Genomic DNA, 23,888 nt, shown 5'->3' with positions numbered 1-23,888 from the left:
CCGGCGGGCCCGCTCGGTGCCTCCGGTGGTCACCGGTCGGCGGTGAGCTTGCCGGCTGCGCCCCAGTTCTCCGGCTGGTACTCCTGGATCCACACGTAGACGCTCTCGGCGGGGACCTCCAGCGCCTCGACGAACGCCTCGGTGACCTTCTTGACCAGCTCGCGCTTCTGCTCGACGTTGCGCGGGCCCTGCTGGATGGTGACGATCGGCATCTTCGGCTCCTGATCGGGATTCTCCTGCCGGGCTCTTCGGTCCGGCTCTTCCGCCGGTTTCCCCGGCTGGGAACAGTCCACCCGATCCGGCCGCCCGCACCCAGGCCCGAATCGCTCCGACAGCGATCACGAATCCTGATCGTCCCAGCTCGGTGGCGTTTTGCGGCACGCTGCCAGGAGCAGTCGGGGGAGCGGGGCGGACCGCCGTACGGCGAGCGAGGTCGGCAGCGATAGCGGGGTCCGGCAGGGACGGAAGGCGACCCGGGGGGAGTTCGTCAGCCGGGCGTTGGCGGCGTACACCACCGTCCACATCGGGGTGCCGGTGCCGATCGAGGCCAGGGTGTCCTGCAGGGCGCCGTGCGCCGGGCCGAGGACCGGCCGGAAGCCGGCCTGCGCGCAGGCGTCCGTCACCAGGTCCACCAGTGCGGGGTTGTTGCGGCGGTCGGTCAGGCGGAGCGGCAGTGCGGCGAGGTCCGCGAGGTCCACCTCGGGCTGCTGCGCGAGGGCGTGCCGGGCCGGCAGCACGACCACCAACTCGTCGTCCCAGACCGGCAGGAAGCGCAGCTCCGGGCTGTTCCCGGGGATCGCGCCGCGCACGAACGCGGCGTCGAGCCGCCCGTCCGACAGCCGCGTCAGCCGCTCCCGCACCGGCACCGACTGCAACTCGACGCGCACCCCGGGCGCCTGCCGCTGATAGGTGTCCAGGATCAGGTCCAGCCGCTCGGCCAGCCCGGTGACGGTGCCCAGCCGCAGCACGGCGGGCGCGGCCAGATCGGCGGCGAGCGCCCGGGCGGCGTCCTCGGCCGACAGGACGTCCCTGGCGGCGGGCAGGAACCGCTCACCCGCGGGCGTCAGCCGCACGTACCGGGGCGACCGGTCGAACAGCTCGACCTTCAACTCCCGCTCCAGCCGCCGCACCTGCTGACTCACGGCGGGCTGCCCGAGCAGCAGCCGCTCGGCGGCCCGGCCGAAGTGCAGTTCCTCGGCGACGGCGACGAAGCAGCGCAGCTGCCGTAGCTCCATGCGGACCCCCTGCTCGGTGTGTCGACCGGCTCATGCTCCCAGGCCGGAACGGGGGGCACTTCCCGGCTCTCCCGCCGGGGTGCCGGCTCGGCCGTTCCCGCGTGGCCGTTCCCGCGCGGCCGTTCCCGCTCAGCCGGCTGTCGGCCGGGCGGCCGCGTTCGCCGTCATCGAGGCGACGGTGTCCTCGGTGGTGGCCTCGTAGTCGACCTGGATGTCCGTGCTCGTGCGCTCCTGGCTCGTGGCGGCGGCACATCATGGCGGCCGTTCGTCATCCGGAGCAAAACAGGGGCGGGGTGGGGCCGCCCGTCTCCGGTGGTCAGAGGCACCCCTCCAGGTGGTCTATAGTTAACCCATCACCCAGATGCGCGGGTGGCGGAATAGGCAGACGCGCTGGATTCAGGTTCCAGTGCCCGAAAGGGCGTGGGGGTTCAACTCCCCCCTCGCGCACAGCGAAACGGCCGGTCGATCTTCGGATCGACCGGCCGTTCTGTTTCCCCGGGCCGCCCCGGCCCGTGAACGGGGGCGCCACTAGGCTGGGCCGGTCGGCCGTACACGCCTTGGGGGGAATCGGCACGTGAGCTTGATGGAGCACGATCCGCGGGAGATCGGCGGGTACCTCCTGGAGGGCAGGCTCGGCGCGGGCGGGATGGGCGTCGTCTACCGGGCCCGATCGGTGTCCGGCCGCCAGGTGGCGGTCAAGGCGATCCGGCCCGAGCTGGCCGCGGACGCCGAGTTCCGGGCCCGGTTCCGGCTGGAGGTCGCGGCGGCGCGCAAGGTCAGCGGCGCGTTCACCGCGCCCGTGCTCGACGCGGACGCCGACGCCCCGGCGCCCTGGCTGGTCACCCTGTTCATCCCCGGTCCGTCCCTGGGGGAACGGGTCGCCGGGCAGGGCCCGTTGGCTCCGCCCGAGGTGCGCCGCCTCGCCGCCGGACTGGCCGAGGCCCTGCGGGAGATCCACCGCGTGGGACTGGTGCACCGTGACCTCAAGCCCGGCAACGTGCTGCTCGCCGAGGACGGTCCGCGCGTCATCGACTTCGGCATCGCCCGCAGTGCGGGGGAGACCCAGCTCACCAGCACCGGGGTCGCCGTCGGCACCCCGCCGTTCATGGCGCCCGAGCAGTTCCGCGACGGCACGGCGACGGCGGCCACCGACGTCTTCGCCCTCGGCTCGGTGCTCGCGTTCGCCGCCACCGGACGCGGCCCGTTCGGAGCGGACTCCTCGCACGCGGTGGGCTTCCGGGTGGTCTACGAGGAGCCGGACCTGTCGGGTCTGGCGCCGGAGCTGTACCCGCTGATCATCGGGTGTCTGGCCAAGGAACCGGCACAACGGACCACGGTGGACGCCCTGTTGAGGGTGATCGCGGAGGGGGCCGGGGAACGGACGGTCCAGCTGCGGACGGGGCCGGTGGCTCCGGCCGTACGGCAGGCCGCTGCCACGCCGACTGCCCCCAGCCCACTGGCCCCCACGCCGGTGACCACCGGCCCGGTTGCCCCCAGCCCGACGGCCCCCGCGCCGGTGGCACCGCCCGGGCCGCCGAGCGTCCCTCCGTACCTCCCGCCCGTCGCCGCCGCGGCCCCCGTCGGCCGGCCGCGCCGGCGCCGGGCCCTGGTGATCGGCTCCGCGGTGGCCGCCGTCGTGGTCGCCGCGGCCGGCACGCTCGGCTACGTCGCCTGGCAGGACCAGCAGCGGCGGCCCGGGCCGTCCGCCCTCCCCTCCGGCCTCTCCTGCGCCCCGGCCGGGAAGGCCACGGTCGGGGCGGACGGCATGGAGGCCGCGCTGGTCCAGCAGTGGGCGGCGGACTTCGGCAAGGCCTGCCCGGACGACCGGCTCACCTACAAGCCCCCGTCCGGCAACACCGACGATCCGTTCAAGTACGCCAACGCCAGCGCCTTCGCCAATGCCGAGGTCGACGGCGCCGCCTTCGACACCGCTGCGACCGACCAGCAGGCGTTCTCCTACGGCAAGCACTGCGCCAACGGTCGGATGGTCCAACTCCCGGTGACCGTGGCCCCCGTCGCGATCGTCTTCAACGTGCCCGGGGTGACGGACCTGGTGTTCGACGCCCCGACGCTCTCCAAGATCTTCCAGCACCAGATCGAGACCTGGAACGACCCGGCGATCAAGGCGCTCAACCCGGCCACCGTGCTACCGGGTTCACCGATCGACATCCGGGTCCCCGCGGCCATGTCGTGGACCGGCTACGTCTTCCAGCAGTACCTCAGCAAGGCCGGCGGCTGGCCGTTCGAGGTGGGTGCTCACTGGGATCCCGTCATGAAGGCCGCGCCCGGTACGACCGACGCGAGCATCCCCGGCGCCATCGCCGGCGCCACCGGCTCGATCGGCGTCGTCCCGCTGAAGGACGTCGGGAAGCTCTACACGGCCCGGGTGCGGACCGGTGACTCCGACGTGGCCCCGAGCGTCCAGGGCGCCGAGGTGGTGGCCGCGGCCGGCACGGTGGAGACCTCGGACAGCCGGGTGTCGGTCAAGCTCGACTACCAGCAGCGGGTGAAGGACGGATATCCCGTGGTCGGATTCGGCTACCTCGACTTCTGCGAGCGCGGCGGGGGCTCCGCCGTCGTCGCGGGCCTCGCCTCCTACGCGGTCAGCGGGCCGGGCCAGGCGACGGGGGAGTCCCTGAAGTACGGCACGCTGCCCCCGGCCGTGACCCAGCAGGTGCGGGGCGTCCTGGCCGGGCTGCGGTCCGGGTAGCGCCGACGCGCCCGGACGGCCGTGGGCTGTCCGGGCGCACGCACGGATCCGCGGGGCGTTACTCCTCGAGCCGGACCTTGTCGGCCTGCATGCCCTTCTGGCCCTGGACGGCTTCGAAGGTGACCTTCTGGCCCTCCACGAGGGACTTGAAGCCGCCCCCCTCGATCGCCCTGAAGTGCACGAACAGGTCGGGGCCGGATTCCGGGGTGATGAAGCCGTAGCCCTTCTCGTCGTTGAACCACTTCACGGTGCCGTGCTGGCGCTCGGCCATGTCCACTCCTCGGGATCGGATCGCACTGTCCCGCGATCCTCTCACGCAGAGGGTGTCAGTCGACACGTAGAGTAGCGGGCTCCGGTGTCGCGTCCGCCGCGGCGTGCAGGAGGAGGTCGCGCAGGGCGGCGGCGGGTTCCGAGGGGGCGGTAGGGGTGAGGACGACCTGGTCGGCGGTGGTGGAGGGGCCGGTGAGGGGGATGACGCGCAGACCGGGGGGCCGGTGGTCGAGGGCGGACTCGACGGTGATGCCGATGCCCGTGCCCGCGGCGACGTGGGCGGCGATGGCGTGGACGTTGTCGGCGGTGCGGATGATGCGCAGATCGGCTCCGCCGATCCGGAAGGCGGACAGGAGGCGGTCGCAGAGGCCGCTGTTGATCTGGTGGGGCCAGGTGAGCAGGTCGGCGGCGGAGAGTTCGGTGGCGCTCAACTCGGCGCGGTCGGCCAGCGGGTGGGCCTCGGGGACGAGGGCCGTGAACCGCTCGGTGGACAGCACCCGCGCGCGGACACCGGTGACGCCGTCGGTCGCCCAGCCGATGCCCAGTCCGATCGTCCCCGCCCGCAGGGCGGTGAGCAGGGCGGTGGCCGGCATCGGCTCGGGCACGATCGTCACGTCGGGGAAGCGCTCCCGCAGTTGCGGCAGACAGCGCAGCAGCAGCTGGTGGCCGGTGTACTCGGCGTGCCCGACGACGAGCGTGGTGCCGGCCCGGTCGCCGGCGGCCAGGGCGCGTCCGCGCTGCTGGAAGAGGCGCAGCTGGGCGAGGGCGGCGTGGGCGTCGGGCAGCAGTTCGGCGCCGAGGTCGGTGAGGGACACCCGGCGGCTGGTGCGGTGGAACAGCCGCCCGCCGAGGGTGCTCTCCAGCCGTCGGACGGCGTCGCTGACGGTCGGCTGCCCCCGGTGCAGGCGGGCGGCGGCGCGGCCGAAGTGGAGCTCTTCGGCGACCGCGACGAACGCTTCCAGTTCGATCCTGTCCACGCCCTCAGGCTACGGCCTGTCCGGCGCGATCGATCGGTGTGACCGATCGCTGCGTGCCGGTCTTCGGCGTTGATGCCCTGCCGCGCGCAGGCTGAGATGGGTGGTGACCAGGGAGTCCCCATCAGAGGAAGCAGTGAATCGACATGGCAGTCAAGGACGTTGACCGTGAGCAGGACGCTCCGACGGTCACGGTGACGGTGGTCTACCACTCGGTGCACGGGCACACCCGGGTGCTCGCCGAGCACCTCGCCGAGGGGGCGCGGCTGGTGCCCGGGGCCGAGGTGCACCTCGCCGAGCTCCGGGCGGAGGACGTCAACGCGGGGCGCTGGCACGACCCGGAGGTGCTGGCACTGCTGGACCGCTCCGACGCGATCGTGTTCGGCTGCCCGACGCTGATGGGCAGTGTGTCGGCGGTGTTCAAGGCGTTCATGGAGGCCGCGTTCACGCCGTTCGTCACCCAGGGCTGGAAGGACAAGCTGGCCGGGGGGTTCACCATGTCCGCCTCGCAGAGCGGTGACAAGCTGGCCGTCCTCCAACAGCTGGCGGTGTTCGGCGCGCAGCTGGGCATGCAGTGGGTCGGCGTGGGCGACATGCCGGGCAACAACTGGAGCGGTGGCAGCCGCGACGACCTGAACCGGTTGGGCTCCTGGCTGGGCCTGATGAGCCAGAGCCACGCCGACCTGGGCCCCGAGCAGGCCGGATCGCGCGGCGATCTGCTCACCGCGCGGCGCTACGGCGAGCGGATCGCCCGGCTGGCCCAGCGCTGGGTCAACGCCGTACCGTACGGGACCCCGCGGATGACCGAGCACGAGGCGCGTGCCCTCTCCGCCTCGCTCCGGGAGGCGGAGGCCGCACCGGCGGGTCACTGACCCTCCGTCGGTGCCGCGTCAGCGGTCGCTGTGCCCCTGGGCCGCCAGTGCTTCGACCAGGCTTCTGGGCCGTACGTCGGTCCAGTGCTCCTCGATGTGGTCGAGGCAGGCCTGACGGCTGTCCTCGGGGTGGGAGATCCGCCAGCCGGCCGGCACCTCCAGGAACGCGGGCCACAGCGAGTGCTGGTTCTCGTCGTTGACCAGGGCCAGGAAGCGGCCGTCGGGGTCGTCGAAGGGGTTCTGCACGACCGGGTGGCTCCTTCGTTCCGAGGTGCGGGACGCGGCGGGTTTCGGGCAGGGCGCTGCTGCTCGGCGGCGCACGGCAAGCCTGCCGCCCTCGCGGACCGTCCACCACGTCTTTAAGGAGGGACGAAACAACCCAGGCAGAAGGGGGCGGACTGGCCCGGGAGCAGGTGATGCACGTTCGGCCGGGGATGTCCAGGGGGGAGTTTTCTGCACCTGAGGACTGCAGTCCACTCTCCTGCCCCGCTCAGAGGGCCGGGCTAGGGTCGCTGAGCGGCCCGGCGGGACGGAGATCGGAAGCTGTGGCACCGGTCGTCGACCGTGGATTCGGTCAACTCTGCTCCCCTGTGGGCTGGTTGACCGAACGAACGGCCGCATGGGATCATGTACAGATCAACTATTGGACAAGTCAAGCATCCCGGTCCCGATCCTTAATTGCACGTGAAGATCCAGTGGATCGTCCGCGACCCTGATCCGGCTGGAATTCGCGGTACGGATGATTCGACAGGTGCAACCCCTCTTCGGATGATGTAGAGGGGTTGCTTCCGCGTGCGGCGGGCCGCCGCGGGACGATATGGAATTAATCCCTCCGGCTGTGAAGGTAAACGGTCCGGTGCGTGTCCGATGGTTCCTCCACTGTCTATCGCTGCCGCTTATCGTTGCCTGTCGCCCGTTCGTGACCTATGGTGCGTACGGGTATTCTGGGACGCAGGGCGCCGGCGGGGCGCGCGGTGGCGTCGGCCACGTAGCAGAAAGGTTCATTCGCGGGAGTCCCGGGAAAGTGTGGAGCTTGTCGTTCGCCTATACGGGGGTGGGAGTGTGACGCGCCTTATACTGTCGTCTGCGAGTCTCGCGAAGACGCGAATCCTGGATGAGCCGGAAGAGCTCGTGGAGGCGCTCCTCGCATTGGAATTACTGGCTGCCGGAAGGGGGGGCTCGGAATTCGCCCCGTGGCGGGCGCAGGCCGTCGCCGCCCTGGGCACGCGGGCCCTGTTCAAACTGACCTCGATGCTGCACTCGCTCCCCGACGTCTACGACATCGTCCGGGGCGCCGGCGGCCCGGACGGACCGACCGACGGGCAGCCAGGTGATTCCAGTTGGCGCGTCGTCAAGGACGTCCGGGAATTCCACCGGCGTGCGATCGCCCCGTACTGGCACCGCATCGGCGGCCGGCTCGCGATCGACCGGGCGGCGCGCGGGCAGATCATGCTCAGCGGCGGCATGGAGAAGGTGCTCAGCACGCTGCACCCCTCCGTCCACTGGGAGTCGCCCCACCTCGACGTCCCCGGTCCGGACGTCGAATGGAGGCTCGGGGACGGCGGGCTGCTCCTGGCGCCCTCGCTCTTCCTGCACTCGCGGGCCCCCGTGCTGCTGATCGATCCGTCGGGGGCCGGGACGCCGGTGCTCGTCTACCCGATCCCGGTGAAGCAGAAGTGGCTGACCGCCATGTGGAACGAGGAGTCGGCCCGGGACGTCGCCGCCCTCGGTGCCCTGCTGGGCCGGACCCGGGCGGCCGTCCTGCGGGCCCTCACCGACAGTTGCAGCACCACCGAGCTCGGGCACCGGGTGGGCATCTCGGTGGCGGCGGCCAGTCAGCACGCGGCCATCCTCCGGAGCGCCGGGCTGGTGACCACTCTTCGATCGTTCAACACCGTGACGCACACGCTCACCCCGCTGGGCAACGCGCTCCTGCACGAGGAGCTCATCGCCTGAGGGCCGAGGCGCGGACACGACCCGGTCGCGTCCGCGCCTCGCCCGCGTCCGGGAGCGGCGGCCGGGGGAATGGGCCGCCGCTCCCGGACGCGGACGGGTGGCGGTAGGCGTCGTGCGGGGCCCGCTGGGGAGTCGGCGGGCCCCGCACGTGCTGCTGCTACCGGGTGCCGGGGCGTGGCGGGCACGCCCCGGGGATCGCCGTCGGCGTCACGCCAGGCTGAGCGTCACGTTGATGCAGACGCCCACCACGACGATGGCCAGCAACACCCAGGGCCACAGCGGACGTTCCTTTTGGGGCTGCCATCCAGACATGGTATTTCCTGTTCGCCGTGAGGAGTGGGAAGTAGTAGGGCAGCGGATGGTCCCCCGCTGCACAGCGAGGCTAACCCGCGGCCGGCGGCCCGCGCAGTCAGGTTCCCTGCCGTTCGCAGGTGCAGTTCTCTGCACCCGTCCGACCCGTCCGGCCCGCGCGCGGCGGCCCCGCCGAGGACTGCCCGCCGGCCCCGCCCCGCCCGTCGAACACTATTCGACCAGCGCTATTCGGTCACTGTCAAAAGACGTAGCGGGCCCCGGCCGGGTGTTCTTGAATCAAGAGCGTGCTCAGGGTGACGGGGAGTTCCCCCGAGCATTCCGGACAAGTCGACATGCCGGTTTCCGCGCCGCGGTCCCGGTATTTCCTCAGATCACTGTTGTCGCCGAGGCGAAAAGGGAAATCCGCGTAGGCGGTAACGGGGGAAGGTCTATCAGGTGGTCATCAATACAGGAGAGCTCCGCCGGATTTCCGTCTTCGACACCACGCTCCGCGACGGCGAGCAGGCGCCCGGAAACGCCATGACGGCCGAACAGAAGCTCGACGTCGCCATGGCGATCCAGAGCCTGGGCGTCGACGTCATCGAGACCGGATTCCCGGCGGCCTCCCCGACGGACTTCAAGGCGACCCGGATGATGTCCGAGCAGCTGACGGACGCCCGGCTCTCCTCCTTCTGCCGGTCGGTACCCAGGGACGTGGAGGTGGCCGTCGAGGCCGGCGGCATCGAGCGGCACCAGATCCAACTCCTGGTCACCGGCAGCGACATGCACCTGGAGCACAAGCGCGGCATCACCCGCGAGCAGGCGTACGCCGAGGTCCGCGCCGCCATCAGGACGGCCAAGGAGCTCGGAGTCACCGACATCTCGATCGGCATCGAGGACGCCAGCCGTGGCGAGCACGACCTGCTGCGCGGCTACTGCGAGATCGTCGCGGAGGCCGGCGCCACCACGATCGCCCTGGGCGAGACCTCGGGTTGTCTGGTGCCCGCCGAGTTCGGCGACCTCACCCACACGGTCCGGCAGTGGCTGCCCGCCGAGACGGTGCTGTCGGTGCACTGCCACGACGACTTCGGCCTCGCCGTCGCCAACACCCTCGCGGGCCTGGAGGCCGGGGCCGACGAGATGCAGGTGACGCTCGGTGGGATCGGCGAGCGCGCGGGCAACGCCGCGCTGGAGGAGCTCGCCGCCGTCCTGCTCTACAAGGCGGCCCACTACGGCTTCACCACCACGATCAGGACCGAGCGGCTGTACGCGGCCTACCAGGTGCTCACCCGGGCCATCGCGATGGAGACCCCGCGCAACAAGGCCATCTTCGGCCAGTACTCCTTCGCCACCCAGGCCGGGATCCACCAGGCCGGCATGCTGGCGCGCCCGGAGACCTACGAGTACCTGGAGCCCTCCCGGGTGGGCCGCGAGCGCTCCCTGCTGGTCGGCCGCCACTCCGGCCGCGGCATCCTGGCGCACCTGCTGGAGCAGCTCGACGTGCCCGCCACCCCCGAGCTGCTGGACGAGCTGTACCACGACTACATCGCCAGCCGCACCGGCGGCGAGTGCGACGAGCTGTCCGTGGTCCGCGCCAGCCTCGCCCAGCGGTTCGCCCGGTCGGCCGGAGCTGCCGCGTGACCACCGAGGCCCCCGCAACCCTGGCGGAGAAGCTGTGGGAGACGCACGTCGTGCACCGCGCCGACGGCGAGCCCGACCTGCTCTACATCGACCTCCACCTGACCCACGAGGCCACCTCCCCGCAGGCGTTCGACGGCCTGCGGCTGACCGGGCGCGCCGTGCGGCGCCCGGAGCTGACGCTCGCGCTGGAGGACCACAACGTCCCGACCGACTCGACGGTCATCGAGGACCCGGTCAGCCGCCTCCAGATCGACACCCTGCGGCGCAACTGCGAGACGCACGGCATCGAGCTCTACCGGCTCGGCCACCGCCGCCAGGGCATCGTGCACGTGGTCGGCCCGCAGCTGGGGCTGGTCCAGCCCGGCATGGCGGTGGTCTGCGGGGACAGCCACACCTCCACCCACGGCGCCTTCGGGGCGCTGGCCTTCGGCATCGGCACCAGCGACGTCGAGCACGTGCTGGCCACCCAGTGCCTGGCGATCAGCCGGCCCAGGACCATGGCGGTGGAGTTCACCGGTGAGCTCCCCCCGGGCACCGGCGCCAAGGACCTGATTCTCGCGCTGATCTCCGAGATCGGTGCCAACGGCGGCCAGGGGTACGTCATCGAGTACCGCGGCGCCGCCGTTCGCGCGCTGTCCATGGAAGCCCGCATGACGCTGTGCAACATGAGCATCGAGGCCGGTGCGCGGGCCGGCCTGGTCGCCCCCGACGAGACCACCTTCGCCTATCTCAAGGGGCGCCCGCACGCGCCGCAGGGGGCGGACTGGGACGCGGCCGTGGCCCACTGGCGGACGCTGCGCACCGACGACGGCGCCGCCTTCGACCGGACCGTCGAACTGGACGTGTCGGGTCTGAGCCCGCTGGTGACCTGGGGCACCAACCCCAGCCAGGCGGTGCCGCTGAGCGGGCGGGTGCCGGCCCCCGCGTCGTTCACCGACCCGGCCGAACGGGTGGCGGCCGAGCGGGCCCTGCAGTACATGGACCTCACGCCGGGCACCCCGCTGCGCGAGGTCCCGATCGACGTGGTCTTCCTCGGCTCCTGCACCAACGGCCGGATCGAGGACCTGCGGGTCGCCGCCGAGGTGCTGCGCGGGCGCAGGGTGGCCGGCACCACCCGGCTGCTCGTCGTGCCCGGCTCCGTACAGGTCCGGGAACAGGCCGAACAGGAGGGCCTGGACCGGGTGTTCCTCGACGCGGGCGCCGAATGGCGGCTGCCCGGCTGCTCGATGTGCCTCGGCATGAACACCGACCGGCTGACCGGGCCGCAGCGCTCGGCATCCACCTCCAACCGCAACTACGAAGGCCGGCAGGGCGCCACCGCCCGTACCCATCTGGTGTCGCCGGTGGTCGCCGCCGCGACCGCGGTGGCCGGCCGGCTGTCGGCGCCCGCCGACCTGGGATGAGAGAGCCATGGAACCCCTGATCACGCACACCGGGCGGGCGGTGGCACTGCGCCGCGACGACATCGACACCGACCAGATCGTCCCGGCCGAGTACTGCAAGCGCGTCGTCAAGAGCGGGTACGCGGACGCCCTGTTCGCCCGCTGGCGGCAGGAGCCCGACTTCGTCCTCAACCGCCCGGCGCACGCCGGTGCGACCGTCCTGCTGGCGGGCCGGAACTTCGGCATCGGCAGCTCGCGGGAGCACGCCGTGTGGGCCCTGAAGGACGGCGGCTTCGTCGCGGTCGTGGCCTCCGGCTTCGGGGACATCTTCCGCCGGAACGCCATGAACAACGGGCTGATCCCGGTGGACCAGCCGGTGGAGGTGGTCCAGGAGCTGATGGCCGAGGCCGAGCGGGACCCGTCCTTCACCCTCACCGTCGACCTCCAGCAGCTCCGGCTGGTCGTCGGCGGCCGCAGCTGGCCCTTCGAGGCCGAGCAGCGGGCCCGCGAACTGCTGCTGCAGGGCCTGGACACCATCGAGCTGACCATGCGGCGCGGCGAGCTGATCGAGGCGTACGAACGGCGCCGCCCGTCCTGGCTGCCGACCGTCCCCGTGGGATCGGGATCGGAGCACGCCACCGGGGGAGCGCGGTGACCCGCTCCGCGCTCGTCGGCACCGCCCCTGCCTGTCCGCTCGGCGCGCAGCGCGTCCGGCAACTGCCCGCCGGCGGGCTGGTCGCCCTGCTGGCGGGCCGGGGGGCGGACTCGGTGGACCTCGCGGCCGGCACTCCGAAGTGGCCGGCCACCCCGCCCGAGCTGGTGGAGGGCGCCGTCCGCGCCCTCCGCGAGGGCGTCCACCAGTACGAGGACCCGGCCGGGAACCCGCGGCTGCGCGAGTGGATCGCGGGTACCCTGCCGGGCCGGCCCGACCCCGACACGGAGCTGACGGTGACCGCGGGGGCGAGCGAGGCGCTCGCGGTCGCCCTGCTGGCCTGCGTCGACCCCGGGGACGAGGTCGTCGTCCTGGAGCCGTTCTACGAGAACTTCCTCAGCGCGGTCGCACTGGTCGGCGGGGTGCCGCGGTTCGTCCGGGCCGAGGGCCCGGACTGGGCCCTGGACCCCGACGCGCTCACCGCCGCGTTCGGCCCGCGCACCAGGGCGATCGTCCTCAACAGCCCGGCCAATCCGACCGGGCGGCTGCTCACCGACGGGGAACTGGGCCTGATCGCCGAGCTGTGCGAGCGGTGGGACGTGACGGCCGTCTCCGACGAGGTCTACGCCGGCTACGTCTACGACGGCGCGCGGCACCGCTCGGTGGCCGAACTGCCCGGCCTGGCCGAGCGGAGCATCGTGCTGGGCAGCTTCTCCAAGAGCCACGCCGTCAGCGGCTGGCGCCTGGGCTACCTGCGCGCCCCCGCGCCCTGGACCCGGATGCTGCGACAGGTCCACGTCGCCACCACCGGCGGGGCCGCCGCTCCGCTGCAGCACGCGCTGGCCGAGGCCGGCCCGGCCCTGCGGGACGGCTGGGACCCGGCCGGGTCGATGCGGCCGCTGCGCGACCTGGCCGTCCGGATGCTCACCGAGGCGGGCTTCGACTGCGTCGCACCCCGGGGCGGCATCTACGTCACGGCGGGGATCCAGCACCTCACCCGGGAGCCGAGTCCCGCCTTCGTCCGCGACCTGGCCGCCGCGACCGGGGTGCTGCTGGCGCCCGCCACCCCCTTCTTCGCCGACCCGCGGCGCGGCGACCGGTACGTCCGGGTCGCCTTCAACCGCCCCGAGGCCACCCTCCGCGAAGCCCACCGGCGCCTGACCGCCCGACCCTAGGACGATCCCGTGCAGACCGAGCAGAACACCCAGAAGATCATCGTGATACCCGGTGACGGCATCGGCCCCGAAGTGACCGAGGAGGCCGTCCTGACGCTCCAGGCCCTCGGCGCCGGCCTGGAGTTCACCTTCCTCGACCGGATCAACGCCGACCGCTACCTCCGCGACGGCGTGGCCCTCACCGACGGCGAGCTGGAGGAGGTCCGAACGGCCGGCACGGTGCTCTTCGGGGCCGTCGGCGACCCGCGGGTGACCAACCCGGACTACGCCCGCGGCGTGCTGCTCCGGCTCCGCACCGACCTGGACCTGTACGTCAACTACCGTCCGGCGGTGCTGCTGGACGAGCGGCTCAGCCCGCTGCGCGACGAGTCCCGCCGCGGCATCGACTGCGTGGTGGTGCGGGAGAACACCGAGGGCCTGTACACCGGGGTCGGCGGCAGCCTGCGGACCGGCACACCCGACGAGGTCACCGTCGACCAGGAGACCAACACCCACCTCGGGGTCTCGCGGATCGTCGAGTACGCCTACGGCATCGCCCGCCGGTCGGTGTGCATGGTCGACAAGTCCAACGCGGTGCGGTTCGGCGGCCAGTTGTGGCAGCGGGTGTGGCGGGAGACCCGGGACCGCCACCCCGAGCTGGACTCGTCCCACCTGTACGTGGACGTCGCGGCGATGAAGCTGGTCAAGGATCCCGCGTCCTTCGACGTGATCGTCACCAACAACTCCTACGGAGACATCCTCAGCGACCTCACCGCGGAACTCGCCGGCGGGCTGGGCACCGCCGCCTCGGCGAACATCAACCCGGTGACCGGGATGGGCCTGTACGAGCCGGTGCACGGCAGCGCCCCCGACATCGTCGGCAAGGGACTCGCCAACCCCGCGGGCGCCGTGCTGAGCGCCGCCCTCCTGCTGCGCGACCGGGGGCTGAAGAGCGAGGCGGAGGCCCTGGAGCGGGCGGTGCGCCGCACCGTCGCCGAACGCCGCTGCACCCCGGACCTCGGCGGCACCCTGAACACCCGGCAGGCCGGAGAGGCCATCCGGGCGGCGCTGGACTGACCCCGCCCCCGCGGCCACCCCGCCCCGACGAACCAACCGCATCCGGACAACAGGAGGAGCACGTTCCCATGACCACAGCGATCACCTTGGACGCGGAGCCCCGGCTCGGCGGGTTGGTCTGCGGACTGTCCAGCCCGGGCCGCCCCGCGCTGACCGAACTCGGGGCCCAGCACGGCCCGTCCATCCGGGAACGGGTCGTCGGGCACGGTGCCGCGCTGCTGAGTGGGTACGAGTGGACCGACTGGAACGACCTGGACGCCTTCGTCAAGCAGGTCGTCGGTTCGCCGCTGGACTACACCGAACGCTCCTCGCCGCGCACCGAGTTGCACCCCGGCGTCTTCACGGCGACGGACCACCCGCCGACCGAGGAGATCTTCCTCCACACCGAGCAGTCCTACAACCTCACGGTGCCGCGCTACCTGTTCTTCTTCTGCCGGCAGGGCGCCCCCGAGGGCGGCGCGAACCGCCTCGCGGACTGCCGGGCCGTCCACGACGCGCTGCCGCGCGAGGTGGTCGAGCGGTTCGACCGCGAGGGCTACCTGCTGGTGCGCAACTTCCTGCCGGGGCTGGGCCTCACCTGGCAGCAGGCGTTCGGCACCGAGGACCCGGAGCGGGTGCGCCGGTACTGCGCGGACAACGGCATCGAGGTCGAGTGGCTGTCCGAGGACCACGTCCAGACCCGGCAGGTGCGCTGGGCGGTGGCCACCCACCCGGAGACCGGCGCGAAGTCCTGGTTCAACCACATGACGTTCTTCCACTCCAGCTCGCTGAACAAGGACCTCGCCGAGCTGCTGCTGGAGGAGTACGGCCCCCGGGGGATCCCGACCAACACCTTCCACGCCGACGGCACCGAGATCGCCCCGGACGTCGTCGAGGCGCTGCACGCCGGCTACCGCGACCACCAGGTCGACGTGACCTGCCGCACCGGTGACGTGCTGATCGTCGACAACCTGAGCGTGGCGCACGGCCGGGCCCCGTTCGTGCCGCCCCGCGAGCTGTTCGTGAGCATGGCCGACGCGCTGTCCTGGGAGCGGCTGCGCCCGGTGGAGCGGACCGCGCTGCCCGGCGGAGCGGTGGGACACGCGGGGTGACGGAGCGCACCGAGGAGCCGGTGACGGCTCGGTGCGACGGGCGGGCGCAGACGGCTGCGCCCGCCCGTCCGCTGCGCCGCAACCGCGCGTACAACCTGCTGTGGAGCAGCAACGTGCTCTCCCAACTGGGCTCCCAGGCGACGCTGTTCGCCTACCCGCTGCTGGTGATGGCGATGACCGGGTCGGTCTTCCAGGCCTCGCTGGTGGAGTTCGCCGTGGCCGCGTCCCGGATGGTGGCGGGGCTGCCGGCCGGCGCGGTGGCCGACCGGGTGTCGCGCAAGCGGGTGATGCTGGTGTCCGAGGCCGCCCGGGCCCTGGCCCTGGCGGTGCTGGCCGTCGCGATCGCCGCCGGGCGGGCGCCGCTCGCGCTGATCCTGGCCGTGGCGGTGGTCGAGGGCGTGAGCACCGCGCTGTTCAGCGCCGCCGACCAGGCACTGCTGCCGCTGGTGGTGCCGGAGCCGCAGCTCTCGTCGGCGGTGGCGCGCAACACCGCGCGCTACTACGTCGCCACCATCACCGGGCCCGGCCTCGGCGGGGTGCTCTACAACGTGCTGCGCGTCCTGCCGTTCGCGGCCCAGGCGGTGGCCTCGCTGGGCGCGCTGGGCGTCCTGCTGTTCCTCCGGGCGCCCGAGGAGCGCGCGCGGATCGCCGCCGCCGAGCCCGGGGGTCTGCTGCGGCACACCCTGACCGGACTGCGCTGGCTGTGCGGACACCGCCTGCTGCGGGTGACCGTGGGGCTCACCATGGGCTTCAACGCGGTCTTCAGCGGGCTGCTGCTGGTCGCCATCGGCATGGCCCAGCAGGCCGGAGCCACCGACGAGGTCGGGCCGATCGGGATGCTGATGGGCACCGGGGGAGTGCTGGGCGCCCTCGCCGCGCCCTGGCTGCGGCTGCGGCTGGCCCCGTACACCGCCGTGCTGCTGCTGACGTGGGGGGCGAGCGCCCTGGTGCCGCTCCTGGCGGTGCTGCCCGCCGGGTACTGCTACGGGGCGGTGCTCGGCTGCACCGCCTTCCTGGCGCCGACCGCGACCGCGATCATCGCCACCCACCAGATGACGACCACGCCGGACGCGATGCGCGGCCGGCTGGCCGGGGCGATCGGGGTGAGCCTGGGCGCGGCCTCCGCCGTGGGCACGCTGGCGGGAGGGGCGCTGCTGGAGTTCTCCGGGCCGGTGGCCACGGTGCTGGCGGCCACGGCGGTCCTGGTGCTGCTGGCCCTGCTGGCGACCCTCAGCGGAGCGATCCGCGCGCTGCCCCCGCCGGGCGGGCCGGGGCCGGGGCGGAGCGCCTGACCGGGCCGGCACCCGCCGGCCCGGTCGCCGGGTTCCGGTCACCGGCCCGGTTGCCGGGTTCCGGTCGCCGGCCAGGTCGCCGGGTTCCGGTCAATCGCCCTGGCCGTCTATCGAGTTGAGGTACGTCAGCACGGCGCGCACCCGTCGGTGGCCGCCGTCCGTGGCCGGCAGCCCGAGCTTGGTGAAGATGTTGCCGATGTGCTTGTTCACCGAGGTCTCCGCGATGAACAGCAGCTTGGCGATGGCGCCGTTGCCGTGGCCCTCCGCCATCAGCGAGAGCACCTCGCGCTCGCGCGAACTCAGCGCGTCCAGCGGGTCGTTGCGCACTCGGCGGACCATCAGCTGGGAGATCACCTCGGGGTCCATGGCGACGCCGCCGCCCGCGACCCGGTCCAGGGCCTGGAGGAACTCCTCGACCCGGCTGACCCGGTCCTTGAGCAGATAGCCCACCCCGGAGGCGCCGTGGACCAGCAACTGCGCGGCGTAGGCGTGTTCGACGTACTGGGACAGCACCAGGACCGGCAGGTCGGGCAGTTGCTCCCGGGCGGTCACCGCGCTGCGCAGCCCCTCGTCCCGGTAGGTCGGAGGCAGCCGGACGTCCAGCACGGCGATGTCCGGGCGGTGTTCCAGCAGCGTGGGCAGCAGGCTGTCGCCGTCCTCCACGGTCGCGCAGACCTCGTGGCCCACGCTGGTCAACAACAGTGACATGCCCTCCCTCAGCAGGGCGTTGTCCTCGGCGATCACGATCCGCACGGGAGCTCCACTCGAAGTACTGTCGGTCCGCCGGGGGGACTGTGCAGCTCGGTCACGCCGTCGAACGCCGCGACGCGGCGCTTGATGCCGCGGATCCCGCTGCCGGAGCCGGTCGTCGCCGCCCCGCCCTGCCCGTCGTCCCAGACGGAGATGTGAATCCTGCTCTCGGTGGTGCGCAGCTGCACCTGGCTGCACTCGGCCCCGCTGTGCTTGGCGACGTTCGTCAGCGCCTCGGAGATGACGTAGTAGGCCGCCGCCTCCACCGCGGCGGGCGCCCGGCTGCTCCTGGACTCGTACTCCAGGTCCAGCTTGGTGGGGATCTGGCAGGCCGCCACCAGGGAGCGGGTCGCCTCGGCCAGGCCGTGGTCGGCGAGCACCGGCGGGTAGATCGAGCGCACCGCGACGCGTAGCGACTGCACCGCCTGATCGGCCAGGTCGCGGGCCTGGTCGATCATTTCGGGCAGCTTCTCCGGGTTGTCGTGGAGCACCCTCTTCATCAGCGCCAGCCGCAGCGACACCGAGACCAGTCCCGCCTGCGCGCCGTCGTGCAAGTCGCGCTCGATGCGCCGCAGTTCGGCGGCGTGCGCCTCCAGGGCCTCGGCCCGGGTGATGGTCAGCTCCTCCACGCGCTTGGCGAGGGACGTCCGGCGCTTGCGCGGCTTGAGCAGTGCCCGGGTCATCAGGGCGTGCAACTGGGCGCACCAGGGGAGCAGCCAGCCGGCCAGCGCCCCGTAGGCCAGGCCCGCGAAGCAGGCCCCCAGCGCCGAGCCCCACGAGTCGATGTTCCAGACCAGGAACTGGGCGGGCTTGGGCACGACCTGCCACCACAGTGGGATGGTCAGCCAGCTGGCCGACCCCACGCACAGTCCGATCGCCAACGCGGCGCCGAGCGTGCCCAGTACGGCGTGCAGCAGCAGCCACAGCAGGTCGGTGTAGGTGGCCTTGTCGGTGAGCATCGCCTGCGCGCGGACCAGCACCCGGCCCTCGGCCTCCCGGTAGGAGGACGGGATCTCGCAGTCCAACCACTGCCCCGCGCGCCGACGGTGGGCGTCGGCGACCCGCCGGAGCCGGGCCAGTGAGAGCGGCAGCAGGCTCAACCCCGGGCCGACCAGGCTCAGTACGAACACCGCGAGGAGGGCGTAGAAGCCGAGGAAGGCCACCACCGCGGTGCCGCCGACTTCCAGGAGGTACCGCAGGGCCAGGACGAACCGCCGGAGGAACTCCTGCTGCGTGGTCGCCGGGGTCAACCCGCGGCGCGGCCGCTGGGGAACGCCATCCATCGTCGCCAAGCCCCCGTTACCCGTTTTCACCCACGGTATCACTGCGAGGTGATCTCCGCGGCTCGGCCGTCACCCGGACAGGGGGGTAGCCAACTGCACCTTTCGAACTCCAGCAAACATCGTGGTGCCCACAGGAGCCGTGCGCCTAGCGTGAGTTCGACGTGTCGATGACAGGGCGGGAAGGTGGGACGCAGTGGCGCACGGCCAGTGGGCGGTGGAATTGCGGTCGGTGGAGAAGAAGTACGGTCGCGGAGCGGGTGAGGTCGCCGCGCTGCGCGATCTCAGCCTCTCCTTCGACCGGGGATCGTTCACCGCGGTCATGGGGCCGTCGGGCGCCGGGAAGAGCACCTTCCTGCACTGCGCGGCCGGGCTGGACCGTCCGACCTCGGGCTCGGTGTGGCTGGCCGGCACGGACCTGGCGACGCTGGACGAGGCGCAGTTGACCATGCTGCGCCGGGAGCGGGTCGGCTTCATCTTCCAGGCGTACAACCTGTTGGGGTCGCTGACGGTGGCGGAGAACATCACGCTGCCGCTGCTGCTCGCCGGGGTCGCGGCCGAGCCGGGCTGGCTGGACCAGGTGGCTCGGCGGGTCGGGCTGTCCGACCGCCTGCAGCACCGGCCGGCCCAGCTGTCCGGCGGCCAGCAACAGCGGGTGGCGATCGCCCGGGCCCTGATCACCAAGCCCGAGGTGATCTTCGCCGACGAGCCGACCGGCGCGCTCGACAGTCGTACGGGCCGTCAGGTGCTGTCCCTGCTGCGGGAGATCGTGGACCGGGACGGCAACACCGTCGTGATGGTGACCCACGACCCGGTCGCCGCCTCCTTCGCGCAGCGCGTGGTGTTCCTCGCGGACGGCGCCTTCGCCGAGGAGATGGCGGCGCCGACCGCCGATCGGGTGGCCGCGCGGATGACCCGCCTAGAGGAGTGGTGAGCAGATGATCTTCAAGCTCGTCCTCATGACCCTGCGGGAGCGCAAGGCCGGACTCGTCGGGGCTTTCGTGGCGCTGGTCGGGGCGTCGATGCTGATCACCGCGTTCGGCGCGCTGCTGCAGTCCGGACTGGGCTCGGGGGTGGCCACCCAGCGTTACGCGGGGGCGCCGGTGGTGGTCGGCGGCACCCAGTCGTTCAAGGTCACCGACGGCAAGACCAAGCAGAAGCCGCTGCCCGTGCCCGCGCCGCTGAACAGCGACGTGACCGACAAGGTGGCCGGGGTCGAGGGCGTGCAGCGCGCGGTGCCCGACGTCAGCTTCCCCGCCCAGGTGGTGGACGGGGACGGCGGGCTGGACGCCGGCGGCGGCGAGCAGCCGTCGAGCGGGCACAGCTGGTCCAGTTCGGTGCTCGGCCCCTTCGACCTGGAGCGCGGGCGGGCGCCGCAGCAGGCGGGCGAGGTGGTGCTGGACGCGCGGCTGGCCGACCGGGTGGGGGTGTCGCCCGGGCAGCGGGTGCGCCTGGCGACCACCCAGGAGGCGCGGGAGTACACCGTCACCGGGGTGGCCGCGCTGAAGGGCGGCGGGAAGCCGCGCTCGCCGGCGGTGTTCTTCACGGACGCCGAGGCGACGACGCTCTACGGGCACCCCGGCCGGATCGACGCGGTCGGGGTGCTGGTCGCGCCGGGCGCCGACCCGGACAAGGTGGCGGACCGGATCGACAAGAAGCTGGCCGGGGCGGGCGCCGACACCTATCTGGGCGAGGACCGCAGCCAGGTGGAGTTCCACGACGTGGCCTCGGCCCAGACCAACCTGGTCGAGCTGGCGGGGTCGCTCGGGGCGACGGTGGTGCTGATCGCGATGATCGTGGTGGCCAGCACCCTCGCCCTCAGCGTGCACCAGCGCCGCCGCGAGCTGGCCCTGCTGCGGGCGGTCGCGGCCACCCCGCGCCAGGTCTACAAGATGATGGCGGCCGAGGTCCTGATCGTCTCCCTGGTGGCCTCGGTGATCGGGTGCCTGCCGGGCGTTCTGGTGGCCAAGGTGCTGATGGGCGCGCTGAGCGTGATCGGCATGGTGCCCGACGACTTCGCGTTCTCCGTCGGCCCCGTGCCGATGCTGGTCGCCGTCCTGGCAACGGTGTTCGCCGCGGAGGTGGCCGCGGTCGGGGTCGCCCGCAAGGCGGTGGCGATCCGGCCGGTCGAGGCGATGGGCGACGCCCAGATCGAACCGGCGCGGCTGGGGCGCGGCCGGGTGTTCTTCGGGGTGCTGCTGTTCCTGCTCGGCGTCGGGGGCTCGCTGCTGCCGCTGTTCTTCGGCAGCGTCTTCGCGGTGGCCGGCGCGGGCACCGGCGGGCTCGTCATGATCATCGCCGTGCTGATGCTGGCCCCACCGGTGGTGAGCGTGGCGAGTCGGCTGATGGCGGGCCCGGTCCGCCGGCGCACCGGACCGCACGGCTACCTCGCGGTGGCCAACACCCGGGCCAACGCCCGCCGGCTGGCGGCCGGCATCGGTCCGCTCACCCTGGCGATCGGCTTCGCGCTGGTTCAGTTGTGCATCCCGACGACGACCGCGTCGGCGGCCCAGGACCAGGCCGAGGCGGGCATCGTGGCCGAGTTCACGGTGCAGGGCGGGCCCGGCGGGCCGCCGATCGGCGTGGTCCGGGACGCCGCGGCGCTGCCGGGGGTGGCCGCCGCCACCGGGGTGATCCGGGTCCAGGTGAACGGCTCCCGGAAGGTGCTCGACTCGCCGGAGATCTTCAAGTACCAGGCCCAGGGCGTCACTCCGGACAAGGCGGCGCAGACCATGGACCTCGGTGTCACCGAGGGCTCCCTGGACAACCTCCGCGGCGACGTGGTGGCGATCAGCGGCGGTGCGGCCAGCACGCTGGGCGCCCACGTCGGCGACCGCATCCGGCTGAACCTCCCGGACGGCGCCGAGGTCAAGCCCGCGGTGGTCGCGGTCTACGACCGGGGCCTGGGCTTCGGCGACGTGACGCTCCCCCAGGACACGGTGCTGGCGCACAGCTCCCGCCAACTGGAGGACGCGGTGTTCGTCAAGACCGCCGCCGGCGCCGACAAGGGCCAGGTCGGCAAGGCGCTGCGCGGCCTGGCCGGCCGGTACCCGGGCCTCAAGGTGCTGGACGGGAGCGGCCTTTCGGCCGCGCAGCAGGAGCAGGCGATGTCCTCGGTGCTGACCAGTGCGCTGCCGCTGGCGCTGGTCTTCGGCTACCTCGCCATCTCGGTCGCCAACACGCTCGTGCTGGCGACCCTGGGCCGGGTGCGGGAGTTCTCGCTGATGCGGCTGGTCGGGGCGCCGAGGGAGCAGGTGGTGCGGATGATGCGGGTGGAGGCCGGGATGGTGGTGGCCATCGCGGTGGTGGTGGGGACCGTGGTGCCGCTGCTGCCGCTGGCCACGGTGAGCCTGGGGCTGACCGGATCGCCGGTGCCGCACTTCCCGGTGCTGATGTACCTGGGGATCGTCGCGGTGACCGCGCTCATCGGACTGGGCGCGATCCTGGTGCCCACCCGGTTCGCGCTGCGGACCCGCCCGGTGGAGGGCATCGGCTTGCGGGAATAGCCTCCCGCCCACCCGAGGGGCCCGCGGTGCGTTCGACGCGCCGCGGGCCTTTCGGTTGTGATCGGGCCCGCACAGTGCTGTGATCGGGCCCACACCGCGGATACCCCTCCCCGGTGCCCGCGGAATGCCAACCAGCGTTTTTCACAGAGGACTTAAGGACGCTGACCGGCGCAAAGTCCCCGTGTAGCCTTCAGGAAACAAGACGATCTTCCCCAGTCGCGGTCCGTGCGCACCACTCCGTGCGCACCTGGAATTCGCGGCTGTTCCAGGCTGTCTGCGGCCCGTCACGGAAAGCGGAGTAGAGGGGGTTTCCTGGTGTCACCGGGACTTGTTGCCCAATTCCCGAGAATGGCCGCCGGTTTCGGGGTCCGGAACGCTCAGCTCGCGCTGCTCGACCACACCGGAGTGCGGACGGCCCGCGTCGGCGGACCGGAGGCGGCGGAGCTGCGCTTCCCCTTCGCCTCCGTCACCAAGCTGTTCACCGCCACCGTGGCGCTGCAGCTGGTCCGCGACGGCGACCTCGACCTGGACGCCGCCCTGGGGCGGTACGGCGAGGAGTTCGCGGCCGCGCCCAACGGTCTCGGTACCACGGTGACCCTGCGCCACCTGCTGAGCCACACCAGCGGCCTGGTCTGTTCCCTGGACGACGAGGACCGGACCCCGCGCGGCTTCGCGGCCGCCGCGGGCGAGCCGGCCCTGCTGTTCCGGCCGGGCAGCGCCTTCTCCTACTCCAACGTGGGCTTCGCACTGGTCGGCCGACTGATCGAGGCGGCCGCCGGCCTGAGCTGGCGCGAGGCCGTGGACACCTTCCTGCTGGGCCCGCTCGGCATCACTCCGGCCCATCTGCCCGCCCCCGGGCCCTCGGCGCCCGGCCCGGCCATCGCCGTCGGCCACGCCGTCACCGGGGCGGGCGCCGTCCCGGTGGACGTCCGTGTCCCCGCTGCCATGGCGCCGGCGGCCGCGCTGGCCGGCACCGCCGAGGACCTGGTGGCCTTCGCCCGGCTGCACCTGGCGGATCGCGCCGAGGCGTACCGGGCGCTGCTGGACGAGGACGGCGTCGCGGCGATGCGCGGCCCGGTGCCGGGTGTCGAGCCGTACGGGCTCGCCGACGGTTTCGGCCTCGGCTGGGCCCGGTACGGGGCGGCCGACGAGCCCTGGCTCGGCCTGGACGCCATGGCCGGCGGCACCACCTGCAACCTCCGGGTCCAGCCGGGCACCGGCAGCGTGCTGGCCCTGGTCACGGACTCCACGGCGGGGCTCGCCCTCTGGCGCGAGCTGGCCGAACGGCTGCGCGCCGAGGGCCGGGACGTCGGCGCACCCCCGGTCGGGCGGTCCGAGGCGCATCCGGCGCCCGGGGGCGACGCCGACCTGGCCGGCACCTGGGCCAACGGCGACATGGTGTACCGCCTCACCGGTGGGGCCGGCGCCCCGCTGCACCTGGAGGACGACACCGGGGCGCGCTACCGGCTCGACCTCGACGGCCGCGGGCGATTCTCCGCCCACCGCCTGGATTTCCTCGAAGCCCCGTACGCGGGCCGGTTCCTGCCCGATCCGGAAACCGGGGTAAGTCCGCTCCTGCAGTTCGCCGGACGCGTTCTCCGCCGGGAATCCCCGTACGGGGAAAAGACCGGGAAATTCCGCACGGCCGGCTGACGAAAGTCCCGGACAAGCGCTGCCTCCCTTCTCGCACGACTCATTCGCTGGAGTATGGAAGTGACAGGAACGAACGGCACCCGGTCGGTTTCCGCGGAAACG

20 protein-coding genes and 1 tRNA gene are annotated in these 23,888 nt (G+C 72.7%); 14 read left to right on the top strand and 7 right to left on the bottom strand.

Annotated features, from left to right (window positions below; translation table 11 throughout):
* Positions 1-29: 29 nt before the first annotated feature.
* Together dmpI and BOQ63_RS16910 are read right to left on the bottom strand one after the other, a co-directional pair.
* Complete coding sequence (gene dmpI / locus BOQ63_RS16915; RefSeq protein WP_030287947.1) at positions 30-212, bottom strand: 4-oxalocrotonate tautomerase DmpI; 183 nt, start codon at positions 210-212, stop codon at positions 30-32.
* A 126-nt stretch (positions 213-338) separates the two neighbouring features.
* A complete protein-coding gene (locus tag BOQ63_RS16910; protein ID WP_030287945.1) occupies positions 339-1,235 on the bottom strand; it encodes a LysR family transcriptional regulator in 897 nt (298 codons plus the stop codon).
* 363 nt (positions 1,236-1,598) lie between these two features.
* Here BOQ63_RS16910 and BOQ63_RS16905 point away from each other — a divergent pair.
* Positions 1,599-1,682: transfer RNA gene (locus tag BOQ63_RS16905), tRNA-Leu, on the top strand.
* Positions 1,683-1,818: 136 nt separating this feature from the next.
* Entirely contained in the window at positions 1,819-3,945 is a 2,127-nt protein-coding gene (locus BOQ63_RS16900; protein ID WP_223886251.1) for a serine/threonine-protein kinase, read from the top strand.
* A 58-nt stretch (positions 3,946-4,003) separates the two neighbouring features.
* Here BOQ63_RS16900 and BOQ63_RS16895 read toward each other — a convergent pair whose 3' ends face one another.
* On the bottom strand, positions 4,004-4,216 hold the full coding sequence (locus tag BOQ63_RS16895; protein WP_030287940.1) for a cold-shock protein: 213 nt from the start codon (positions 4,214-4,216) through the stop codon (positions 4,004-4,006).
* A gap of 55 nt (positions 4,217-4,271) precedes the next feature.
* Positions 4,272-5,192 (bottom strand): LysR family transcriptional regulator, encoded by a 921-nt coding sequence (locus BOQ63_RS16890; RefSeq protein ID WP_078867519.1) that lies wholly within the window; start codon positions 5,190-5,192, stop codon positions 4,272-4,274.
* A gap of 143 nt (positions 5,193-5,335) precedes the next feature.
* On the opposite strand from BOQ63_RS16890, the gene BOQ63_RS16885 reads away from it, so the two are divergent.
* Positions 5,336-6,061, top strand: a complete 726-nt coding sequence (locus BOQ63_RS16885; protein WP_072654564.1) for a flavodoxin family protein — start codon at positions 5,336-5,338, stop codon at positions 6,059-6,061.
* Between the two features lie 18 nt (positions 6,062-6,079).
* Here the strand turns inward: BOQ63_RS16885 and BOQ63_RS16880 are convergent, their stop codons facing one another.
* The gene (locus BOQ63_RS16880; RefSeq protein ID WP_030287934.1) at positions 6,080-6,307 is read right to left on the bottom strand and encodes an MbtH family protein; all 228 of its coding nucleotides are present in this window, start codon (positions 6,305-6,307) and stop codon (positions 6,080-6,082) included.
* 1,005 nt (positions 6,308-7,312) lie between these two features.
* Here BOQ63_RS16880 and BOQ63_RS16875 point away from each other — a divergent pair.
* The 8 genes from BOQ63_RS16875 to BOQ63_RS16840 all read left to right on the top strand — a co-directional run bounded on the left by BOQ63_RS16875 (position 7,313) and on the right by BOQ63_RS16840 (position 16,597).
* On the top strand, positions 7,313-8,017 hold the full coding sequence (locus tag BOQ63_RS16875; protein ID WP_052405390.1) for an ArsR/SmtB family transcription factor: 705 nt from the start codon (positions 7,313-7,315) through the stop codon (positions 8,015-8,017).
* Between the two features lie 747 nt (positions 8,018-8,764).
* Positions 8,765-9,949, top strand: coding sequence for a LeuA family protein (locus BOQ63_RS16870; protein WP_030287931.1), 1,185 nt, complete (start codon positions 8,765-8,767; stop codon positions 9,947-9,949).
* A complete protein-coding gene (gene leuC / locus BOQ63_RS16865) occupies positions 9,946-11,352 on the top strand; it encodes a 3-isopropylmalate dehydratase large subunit (RefSeq protein WP_030287929.1) in 1,407 nt (468 codons plus the stop codon). Before BOQ63_RS16870 ends, leuC begins: the two co-directional genes overlap by 4 nt.
* Before the next feature lie 7 nt (positions 11,353-11,359).
* Complete coding sequence (leuD, locus tag BOQ63_RS16860; RefSeq protein ID WP_072654563.1) at positions 11,360-11,986, top strand: 3-isopropylmalate dehydratase small subunit; 627 nt, start codon at positions 11,360-11,362, stop codon at positions 11,984-11,986.
* Positions 11,983-13,158, top strand: coding sequence for a pyridoxal phosphate-dependent aminotransferase (locus BOQ63_RS16855; RefSeq protein ID WP_072654562.1), 1,176 nt, complete (start codon positions 11,983-11,985; stop codon positions 13,156-13,158). Before leuD ends, BOQ63_RS16855 begins: the two co-directional genes overlap by 4 nt.
* Positions 13,159-13,167: 9 nt before the next feature.
* Positions 13,168-14,214, top strand: a complete 1,047-nt coding sequence (locus BOQ63_RS16850; RefSeq protein WP_030287923.1) for an isocitrate/isopropylmalate dehydrogenase family protein — start codon at positions 13,168-13,170, stop codon at positions 14,212-14,214.
* 68 nt (positions 14,215-14,282) lie between these two features.
* Entirely contained in the window at positions 14,283-15,305 is a 1,023-nt protein-coding gene (locus BOQ63_RS16845) for a TauD/TfdA family dioxygenase (protein ID WP_046385742.1), read from the top strand.
* Positions 15,302-16,597: an MFS transporter gene (locus BOQ63_RS16840; RefSeq protein ID WP_167395752.1), complete on the top strand. Its 1,296-nt coding sequence runs from the start codon at positions 15,302-15,304 to the stop codon at positions 16,595-16,597. The genes BOQ63_RS16845 and BOQ63_RS16840 overlap by 4 nt, the downstream gene beginning before the upstream one ends.
* Before the next feature lie 90 nt (positions 16,598-16,687).
* Here the strand turns inward: BOQ63_RS16840 and BOQ63_RS16835 are convergent, their stop codons facing one another.
* Both BOQ63_RS16835 and BOQ63_RS16830 read right to left on the bottom strand, forming a co-directional pair.
* A complete protein-coding gene (locus tag BOQ63_RS16835) occupies positions 16,688-17,350 on the bottom strand; it encodes a response regulator transcription factor (RefSeq protein ID WP_030287917.1) in 663 nt (220 codons plus the stop codon).
* On the bottom strand, positions 17,338-18,630 hold the full coding sequence (locus BOQ63_RS16830; RefSeq protein WP_030287915.1) for a sensor histidine kinase: 1,293 nt from the start codon (positions 18,628-18,630) through the stop codon (positions 17,338-17,340). The genes BOQ63_RS16835 and BOQ63_RS16830 overlap by 13 nt, the downstream gene beginning before the upstream one ends.
* Before the next feature lie 193 nt (positions 18,631-18,823).
* Here BOQ63_RS16830 and BOQ63_RS16825 point away from each other — a divergent pair, with 193 nt between their 5' ends.
* The 3 genes from BOQ63_RS16825 to BOQ63_RS16815 all read left to right on the top strand — a co-directional run bounded on the left by BOQ63_RS16825 (position 18,824) and on the right by BOQ63_RS16815 (position 23,786).
* On the top strand, positions 18,824-19,561 hold the full coding sequence (locus BOQ63_RS16825) for an ABC transporter ATP-binding protein (protein ID WP_030287913.1): 738 nt from the start codon (positions 18,824-18,826) through the stop codon (positions 19,559-19,561).
* Positions 19,562-19,565: 4 nt separating this feature from the next.
* A complete protein-coding gene (locus tag BOQ63_RS16820; protein ID WP_072654561.1) occupies positions 19,566-22,133 on the top strand; it encodes an FtsX-like permease family protein in 2,568 nt (855 codons plus the stop codon).
* A 348-nt stretch (positions 22,134-22,481) separates the two neighbouring features.
* Positions 22,482-23,786, top strand: coding sequence for a serine hydrolase domain-containing protein (locus tag BOQ63_RS16815; protein ID WP_150475953.1), 1,305 nt, complete (start codon positions 22,482-22,484; stop codon positions 23,784-23,786).
* Positions 23,787-23,888: the final 102 nt, after the last annotated feature.

The sequence above is a fragment of the Streptomyces viridifaciens genome, assembly GCF_001888885.2.
GTDB lineage: Bacteria > Actinomycetota > Actinomycetes > Streptomycetales > Streptomycetaceae > Kitasatospora > Kitasatospora aureofaciens.
Note: the sequence above shows the minus strand (reverse complement) of the source record. Positions and strands in the feature narration are given on the sequence as shown.